8 protein-coding genes are annotated in these 8,297 nt (G+C 67.6%); 3 read left to right on the forward strand and 5 right to left on the reverse strand.

The window, feature by feature from the left end:
• Both BIS11_RS06465 and BIS11_RS06470 read left to right on the forward strand, forming a co-directional pair.
• A partial coding sequence (locus tag BIS11_RS06465; RefSeq protein ID WP_253585843.1) for an XdhC family protein occupies positions 1-500 on the forward strand: 500 nt, incomplete at its 5' end.
• Complete coding sequence (locus BIS11_RS06470) at positions 490-1,065, forward strand: NTP transferase domain-containing protein (protein ID WP_253420450.1); 576 nt, start codon at positions 490-492, stop codon at positions 1,063-1,065. The genes BIS11_RS06465 and BIS11_RS06470, both read left to right, overlap by 11 nt.
• Positions 1,066-1,111: 46 nt before the next feature.
• On the opposite strand, the gene BIS11_RS06475 is transcribed toward BIS11_RS06470, so the two are convergent.
• The 5 genes from BIS11_RS06475 to BIS11_RS06495 all read right to left on the reverse strand — a co-directional run bounded on the left by BIS11_RS06475 (position 1,112) and on the right by BIS11_RS06495 (position 6,916).
• Positions 1,112-2,080 (reverse strand): substrate-binding domain-containing protein, encoded by a 969-nt coding sequence (locus BIS11_RS06475; protein WP_253420447.1) that lies wholly within the window; start codon positions 2,078-2,080, stop codon positions 1,112-1,114.
• Positions 2,081-2,154: 74 nt separating this feature from the next.
• Positions 2,155-3,141 (reverse strand): ABC transporter permease, encoded by a 987-nt coding sequence (locus tag BIS11_RS06480; RefSeq protein ID WP_253420444.1) that lies wholly within the window; start codon positions 3,139-3,141, stop codon positions 2,155-2,157.
• The gene (locus tag BIS11_RS06485) at positions 3,138-4,685 is read right to left on the reverse strand and encodes a sugar ABC transporter ATP-binding protein (protein ID WP_253420442.1); all 1,548 of its coding nucleotides are present in this window, start codon (positions 4,683-4,685) and stop codon (positions 3,138-3,140) included. The genes BIS11_RS06480 and BIS11_RS06485 overlap by 4 nt, the downstream gene beginning before the upstream one ends.
• The gene (locus BIS11_RS06490) at positions 4,678-5,835 is read right to left on the reverse strand and encodes a Gfo/Idh/MocA family protein (RefSeq protein ID WP_253420439.1); all 1,158 of its coding nucleotides are present in this window, start codon (positions 5,833-5,835) and stop codon (positions 4,678-4,680) included. The genes BIS11_RS06485 and BIS11_RS06490 overlap by 8 nt, the downstream gene beginning before the upstream one ends.
• Entirely contained in the window at positions 5,828-6,916 is a 1,089-nt protein-coding gene (locus BIS11_RS06495) for a sugar phosphate isomerase/epimerase (RefSeq protein ID WP_253420437.1), read from the reverse strand. The genes BIS11_RS06490 and BIS11_RS06495 overlap by 8 nt, the downstream gene beginning before the upstream one ends.
• A 390-nt stretch (positions 6,917-7,306) precedes the next feature.
• Between BIS11_RS06495 and BIS11_RS06500 the strand changes: the two genes are divergently transcribed.
• Positions 7,307-8,297, forward strand: a 991-nt coding sequence (locus BIS11_RS06500) for a LacI family DNA-binding transcriptional regulator (protein ID WP_253585844.1), incomplete at its 3' end; no start/stop codon positions are given.

Below are 8,297 nucleotides of genomic sequence, written 5' to 3' on the forward strand. Positions count from 1 at the left end.
TCATCGAGCTTCGCGTCTCGCCGGCCCACCGGCTGGTGATCGCCGGCATCTCGCCGATCACCGCGCCCTGCGCGGCCTTTGCGGTGACGCTCGGCTTCGAGGTGATCGTCTGCGACCCGGACGAGGCCGCCTGCCGTGCGCTCGACGTGCCCGGCGTGGAAGTCCACGCCACCCTGCCCTCGGCTTTCATTTCGGATCGCACCTGCCACGGCGCCACCGCCGTGGTGGCCCTCACCCACGACCCGCGCATCGATGACCTGGCGATGATGGAAGCAGTGCGTACCCAGGCGTTCTACATCGGCGTGATGGGGTCACAGCGCACTTCTCAGGCCCGGGCCGAACGGCTCAAACGCTCGGGTGGCCTGAGTGACGCACAGATCGCGCGCATCCACATGCCGATCGGTCTTGCGCTCGGCAGCAAGACCCCGGCGGAGATCGCGCTGGCGGTGATGGCGGATATCGTGCGCGTACAGCACGGCAAAGCGCTCGATGAGCTGTGAATCCGTCGTCGCGCTGGTGATGGCGGCGGGCTATTCGCGGCGTTTCGGCGCCGCGGACAAGCGCCTGGCGCCGCTTCGCGCCAGCACGCTACTGGCGCAAAGCGTCGACAATGCCCGGCGGGCCTTTCCCGTGGTGCGGATCGCGGTGCGCAGCGACGATACGCTGGAAGGCTTCGACGAGCGCGAGCTGATCCGCATCACGCGCGCCCGAAACGGGCTGGGGGCGAGCATCGGCGAGGCGTTCACGCAGCTTGCGCGCGACTCCGCCTTCGAAGGCGTCGAGGCCGCTGCCGTGCTGCTCGGCGACATGCCCTACCTGCGTCTAGAGACGCTGAACACCCTTCGTCAGCAGGCCGCGTTCGACCGGATCGTCGTTCCGTTCTATCGGGAGGCGCCAGGGCATCCGGTGATCTTCGGTCGCCGCTTCTGGTCGGCGCTCGCCGCGCTTTGCGGTGGCGATGGTGCCCGGGCAGTGCTCGCGGCCCACGCCGCGCACCGCTGCCGGGTGCCCGTCGACGATCCGGGCGTGCACCTGGATATCGACCGGCCTGCGGATCTGGCGTGAAAACGCCCCGTACGCGCGAGCGCACGAGGCGTTGCGAGGGTACCGCTCAGTAGGCGGCGTCGGGCTCAAAATACTCCTCGACATTGTCGGCGGTGATCAGGTCGGCGGCGAGGATCATGCGTGACGGCACGCCGTGGTACATGTCGCCCAGCCGCTCGCCCTTCACGCCGTGCACGGCCAGCGCGATCGCCGAGGCGATCATGCTCGGCGGGTAGGTCACGGTGCCCTTCACGATCGGGTGGTCGCTGCGAATCATCTCGATCACCCGCTGGGAGCCGCCGCCGCCCACCACGAGCTGGATGTCGTCGCGGTCGTTCTCCTCGATCGCCTGCAGGGCGGCGATCAGCACGTCGTCGTCGCCGGCCCAGATGGCGTCGACCTCGGGGTTGCTGCCGAGCAGGTCCTCGGTCACGCTCAGCGCCTGCTGGGCGTTCCAGTCGGTGTTCTGCGAGGCGAGGATGTTGATACCCGGATAGTTCTCCATCACCCGGTTGAAGGCGTCGACGCGCTGGCTGTTGATCGGGATCGGCGGGCCCTCGAGCACCAGGATATTGCCCTCGCCGCCGAGCTCCTCGGCGATGTAGCGCGCCGCCTGCTCGCCAAGCCCCGGGTTGTCGCCGGCGATGAAGACGTTCTGCGCCGGGGTCTCGAGCTCACGATCCACCACCACGGTGTAGATGCCCTCTTCATAGGCCTCGGAAATCACCGCCTGCAGCGTGGCCGGGTTGTAGGGCAAAATCACCAGCGCATCGAGGTTGCGGATCATCAGGTCCTCGACGTTGGCGACCTGGGCGGTACCGGAGTTGGCGGAGAGCACCGTGAAGTTCACGTCCGGGTGCTTCTCGGCGAGCTCTTCGGTGGCCTGTTGGGCCCACCAGGAAAGCCCCGCGGTCCAGCCGTGTTCGGCGGCGGGCACGGTCACCCCGATGGTGTACTCCTGAGCGCTGGCGGTGAGCGCGGTGCCCACCAGTGCCGCGCCCAGCGCCGTCTTTTGCAATACGCGTTTGAGTGTCATTGTTGTTACCCCGTTTGCGTGCGTAATGGGCAAGGCCCGGCCTTGCCCGCGATGGCCGGCGTGCCGGCCCTGGTTCAAGGCGCGCGCTTGTACTGCAAGAGCACCGCCAGCAGGATCACCGCGCCTTTCACCAATCCCTGCAGGTAGGGCGAAACGCCGGTCAGGTTGAGCATGTTGTTGATGATGCCGAGAATCAAAGCGCCGATCACCGTGCCCCACACGGTGCCGCGCCCGCCGGAAAGCGCGGTGCCGCCGATCACCACCGCAGCGATCGCGTCGAGCTCGAAGAAGTAGCCCGCATCGCTCGGGCTGACCGAGTTGAGTCTTGAAGTGAGCATGATGGCGGAAAGCCCGACGCACACCCCGGCGATCAGAAACGTCGAGAGCACCACACGCTCGACGCGAATCCCCGAGTAGCGCGCCACCTGGGCGTTGGCCCCCACGGCGCAGACGTGGCGGCCGTAAGCGGTGTGAAACAGCAGCACGTGGGAGACGATCGCCAGGGCGAAGAACGTCCACACCGGAATCGGCAGGCCGAGCACGAAGCCACCGCCCACGCTCGAAAACAGCGGGTTGCGGGTGCTGACCTCGGCGGCGTCGGTGAAGTAGAGCGCCAGCGAGCGAAAGATCGACATGGTGGCAAGGGTCACCACGAAGGCGGCGATGCGCCCGCGCGTGACCAGAAGCCCGTTGAAGAGCCCCAACAGCGCCCCGCCCACCAGCGCGGCGAGCATGGCGAGAATCACCGCCTGGAAGGGGTCGGTGATGGTGTTGAGCACGTAGAGCACGACCACGCCGACCAGCGCCACCATCGACCCCACCGAGAGATCGATGCCGCCGGCAATGATCACGAAGGTCATGCCGATGGCGATGATGCCGGTGTAGGAGACCTGGCGCAGCACGTTGGAGAGATTGCGCGTGTTGAGAAAGTATTCGCTCGCCAGCGACGAGATGACGAACAGCACGACCAGCGCCACCAGCGGGGCGAGAATCGCCCCGCTGATCGGCAGGTTGCGAAACCGCTGGGCCAGCGGCGTGGTGCGTTGGGAAAGCGGACTCATGGGCGCGCTCCTTGTGAGGGTTCCTGCGCTGGCTCGGGCTCGGTGCCCGCCTCCCAGGCGCCGGCGGCGTAGAGCATGATGCGCTCTTCATTGATGTCGTCGCCTTCGAGCGTGGCCGCCACCCGCCCCTGGCGGATCACCAGCGCCCGGTCGGCAAGGCCGATGATCTCCTCGAGCTCCGAGGAGATCACCACCACCGCCTTGCCCTGGGCGGTCAGCTCGCGGATCAGGCGATAGATCTGCTGCTTGGCGCTGATGTCGATACCGCGGGTGGGCTCGTCGAGCAGCAGGATCTCCGGCTCGATGTCGAGCAGCTTGGCGAAATAGACCTTCTGCTGGTTGCCGCCGCTCAGAAGCCCCACCGGGGCGGTGAGGCGCGCGGCCTTGATCGAAAGCCTGGCCTGGTACTCCTCGGCGCGACGCCGCTCCTGGCCGTGGCGAATCAGCCCGCGCACGTAGCGCGCAAGGCTCAGGTCGGTGACGTTCTGCATCACGTTGAACGAAAGCTGAAGCCCCTTGCCCTGGCGATCCTCGGAGAGATACGCAAGCCCTCTTGCGTGCGCCTGGCGAGGCGAGGTGAAGGCGACCGGCGCGCCGTCGACGAGGATCTCGCCGGCGCTTTTGCGCCGAAGCCCCATGAGCGTCTCGGCGATCTCGGTGCGCCCGGCGCCGACCAGCCCGGCCAGGCCCAGCACCTCGCCGCGGTGCACCGCGAAGTCGATATCGTGGAGCACGTCCGTCAGGCACAGCCCGCGCACCTCGAGCGCAGGCGCCCCGCGCGTTTCGGGCGCCTCGGGCTTGTCGGGAAATATCCGCGACAGCTCCCGGCCGACCATCTTGCGCGCCATCGCCTCCTCGTCCATGCCGGCCACCGCGCAGTGCTCGACCAACTGCCCATCGCGCAGGATCAACAGGCGATCGCAGAGTTCCCTCACTTCCTTGAGCTTGTGGGAGATGAACAGCACCGTGACGCCCCGGGCGACCAGCGCCTTCACCACGCGAAACAGCACCGCGGTCTCGTGGCTTGTCAGTACCGTGGTCGGCTCGTCGAGGATCACGATGCGCGCGTCGTTGACCAGCACGCGGGCCACCTCGACCATCTGCTTTTGCGCCACGCTCGAGCGCTCGATGGTCTGGTCGGGGTCGAGATGCACCTCGAGCGACTCGAGAAGCGTCCGGGTCCGCTCGCGCATGCGGGCATGGTCGAGAAAGCCGCCGCGGCGAAGCTCCTGGCCGAGAAAGACGTTCTCGTACACCTTGAGCGAGGCCACCAGGTTGAACTCCTGGGGAATCATCGCGATGCCCAGGCGCCGCGCGCCGATCGGGTCCAGCGCCGTGAACGGCTGGCCGTCGATCAGAATACGCCCGGTGCTCGGCGTATAAATGCCGCTGATGATCTTGAGAAGCGTCGACTTGCCGGCACCGTTCTCGCCCAGCACGCCGAGCACCTCGCCCTGGGCGATATCGAGCGTGATCCCCTCGAGCACCGTCACCGGGCCGAAGGACTTGCCGATGCCCTCGAGGCGCAGCAGTGGCTCAGCCATCGCGCCCACCCTCGCCATCGAGCGCCGTCCAGGCGCCGTCGCTGTCGCTGGAGGCGATCGCCGCTTCGATGAAACGCATGCCGTCGACGCCGTCCTCGATGCCGGGCAGCCATGTTTGAGCGCCGCCCTGCACCTGATCGGCAAAGCCCTGATAGAGGTTGGCGAAGCTTTCGATGTAGCCCTCTGGGTGGCCGCCGGGCAGGCGGATGCTGCGCGCCACCGACTCGCTCACCGCGTCGCTGCGCCGGGTCAGGCGCTGGCTCGGGGCGTCGAGCGGCTTGAGCCAGAGCGCGTTGGGGCTCTCTTGGGCCCACTGCAAACTCGCCTTCTCGCCCACGATGCGAAGGGTCAATTCGTTTTCGAACCCCGGGGCGCACTGGCTCGCCCACAGCATGCCGCTGGCGCCATTCTCGAAGCGCAGCAGCGCCTGCACGCTGTCGTCGAGCGCGCGCCCTGCCACCGCGGTGGAAAGCGAAGCACTCACCCCGGCCACCTTCTGGCCGGTGACGAACTGCGCCAGCTGGAAGGCGTGCACGCCGATATCACCGAGGCACCCCGCCGCGCCGGCCTTTGCCGGGTCGGTGCGCCAGGCGGCCTGGCGGTTGTCCTCATTCTGGGCGACGCTCAGCCACTCCTGCACGTACTCCACCTGCACGTGGCGCAGCGCGCCAAGCTCGCCTTTCGCGATCAGCTCGCGGGCGTGCTGGATCATCGGGTAGCCGGCGTAGGTGTGGGTGAGCAGAAAACGCCCGGCGCTTTGGGCCGCCGCGGCCTTCAACCGCTCCGCCTCGGCGGCGGTCAGGGTCATGGGCTTTTCGCACACCACGTGAAGCCCCGCTTCGAGTCCTTCGAGTGCGGCGTCGAAGTGCAGGTGGTTGGGCGTGACGATGATCAGCGCCTCGACGCCGTCCTCGCGCCCCGCTTCGCCGTCGATCAGCGCGGCCACGTCGGCGTAGCAGCGCTCGGGCGCGATGTGAAGCTCGCGGGCACTTTGCCGGTTGCGCTCGGGCTGCGAGGAGAAGACCCCGGCGAGCAGCTCGAAGCGGTCGTCCAGGCGCAGCGCCATCCGGTGCACCGCGCCGATGAACGCGCCCTGACCGCCGCCGACCATGGCCACGCGCAGGCGTCGTGAAACGGGCGAATCACTCATGGCGGGCTCCGGCGTCGGGCGCGCAGGGCTCGAGTCCCAGCAGCGCGCGGTTGGCGTGGCGGTCGGTTTTGGCGTCGGCGAAGTCATCAAACGCCCGGTCGGTGACGAAAATGATGTGCTCGGCGATGAAGCGTGCGCCCTCCATCGCCCCCTGCTCCGGGTGCTTCAGCGCGCACTCCCACTCGAGCACCGCCCAGCCCTCGAAGTCGTACTGGGCGAGCTTCGAGAAGATCGCCTTGAAGTCGACCTGACCATCGCCCAGCGAGCGAAAGCGCCCGGCGCGCTCGGCCCAGGACGTATAGCCGCCGTAGACGCCCTGGCTCGCCGACGGGGTGAACTCGGCGTCCTTGACGTGAAACATGCGGATGCGCTCGCGGTAGCGGTCGAGAAAGCCGAGATAGTCGAGCTGCTGGAGCAGCAGGTGCGACGGGTCGTACAGGATATGGCAGCGCGGATGATGATCGACCGCCGCCAGAAAGCGCTCGAAGGTGGCGCCGTCGTGCAGATCCTCCCCCGGGTGGATCTCGAAGCACAGATCCACCCCGGCCGCCTCGTAAGCGTCGAGAATCGGCCGCCAGCGTTTGGCGAGCTCGGCAAAGCCCTCCTCGACCAGCCCCGGCGGGCGCTGCGGCCAGGGGTAGAGAAACGGCCACAGAAGCGCCCCGGAAAACGTGCCCACGGCAGCAAGCCCCAGGTTGGCGCTGGCGCGGGCGGCGAGCATGAGCTGCTCCACCGCCCAGGCCTGGCGGGCGTGCGGGTCGCCGTGCAGGTGCGCGGGGGCGAAGCCGTCGAAGAGACTGTCGTAGGTGGGGTGCACCGCGACCAGTTGGCCCTGCAGATGACACGAAAGCTCGCTGATCGAGAGCCCGTGGCGGGCAAGCGTCGCCTTGATCTCGCGGCAGTAGTCGGGCTCATGGGCGGCGCGCTCGAGATCGATCAGCCGCGTGTCCCAGCTCGGAATCTGCACCGCCTTGAACCCCAGGGACGCCGCCCAACCGGCGATGGCATCGAGGGTATCGAAGGGCGGCTCGTCGCTTGCGTACTGCGCTAGAAAGAGGGCGGGACCCTTGATGGTCTTCATGGGTTCTCCTGACGCGTTGTCGTTGTAATCGTCGTTGTGATTGTCGTTATGAAAGTCAGACTCGAGAGCCCAATGTAATGGATTACATTGCAGCAAAGCGATGGGAAACGGTCAAGCGGGCGCGATGCGGCCACGCTGTACCTGAAAATCGACAAGCCAATGATTCAATGAGGATATACGGATAGCCGCAAGCAAACCTCAGCGACCAAAGTATGAAGAAAAAGCGCCCCAAAACGGCCATCGCCAGATATTTCTGATACGCGGCGCTGTCTTTTTCGATCCGATGATGTAATCGTTTACAATCGTGATGGCCGCGATATGCGCCACGAAGACGTTACCGTCGCCGCCTGCCGCGCTAAGCTAGCGCCCCTTCAACCCAGATGCCCTGCCATGAGTACGATCAAGGAAGTCGCAAGCGCTGCCGGCTGCTCCACCGCCACGGTGTCGCGCGCACTGGCCACCCCGGACAAGGTGAGCGAGGCGACCCGCGCCCGGGTCGCCCGCGCCATCGCCGAGGTGGGCTACACCCCCAACGGCGCCGCGCGCAGCCTGCGCCGGCGCGAGTCGCGCACCATCGTGGCGCTGCTGCCGGATATCTCGAACCCGTTCTTCTCCGAGATCATCAACGGCATCGAGGACGTCGCCCACCAGGCCGGCTACCGGGTGCTGATCGGCGACTGCGAACGCGATCCGGCCCGCGCCGGCGCCTACTTCGACCTGCTGCCCGCCAACCAGGCCGACGGCGTGCTGCTGCTCACCGCCGACGTGCCGCCCGCCCTGCTCGACGACGCCCGCCGCCGCGGGCGTTTTCCGCTGGTCATGGCCTGCGAGTTCTTCGATGACCGGGACCTGCCCACGGTCACGGTGGACAACTACCGCGCCGCCGGCCAGGCGATCGACTACCTGGTCGCCCTCGGCCATCGCCGTATCGCCACGCTCACGGGGCCGGTCCACAACCCGATCTGCCGCGAACGCGAGCGCGGTGTGAGCGACACGCTCGCCGCCCACGGCCTCGCGGGCGGCGCGCAGACCCTGGCCGGCGACTTCGGCGTCCACTCCGGCCATACCCAGGGGCTTGCGCTGCTGACGCCGTCGCACACCCGCCCGACGGCGATCTTCTGCCACAGCGACGAAATGGCCATCGGCGTGCTCAAGGCCGCGCGCCAGCTAGGCCTCGAGGTGCCGCGCGACGTGTCGATCATCGGCTTCGACGACATTCGCCTGAGCGAGTACTGCGACCCGGAGCTGACCACCATCAGCCAGCCCCGGGCGCAGATCGGCCAGGCCGCGATGCGCCTGCTGCTGGGGCTGATCCGCGATGAGCCGGTCGAGCGCCAGCAGGTGCTGGAGACCCGGCTGATCGTGCGCCAGAGCACCGGGC

The sequence above is a fragment of the Halomonas sp. 707D4 genome (assembly GCF_024158685.1).
GTDB lineage: Bacteria > Pseudomonadota > Gammaproteobacteria > Pseudomonadales > Halomonadaceae > Vreelandella.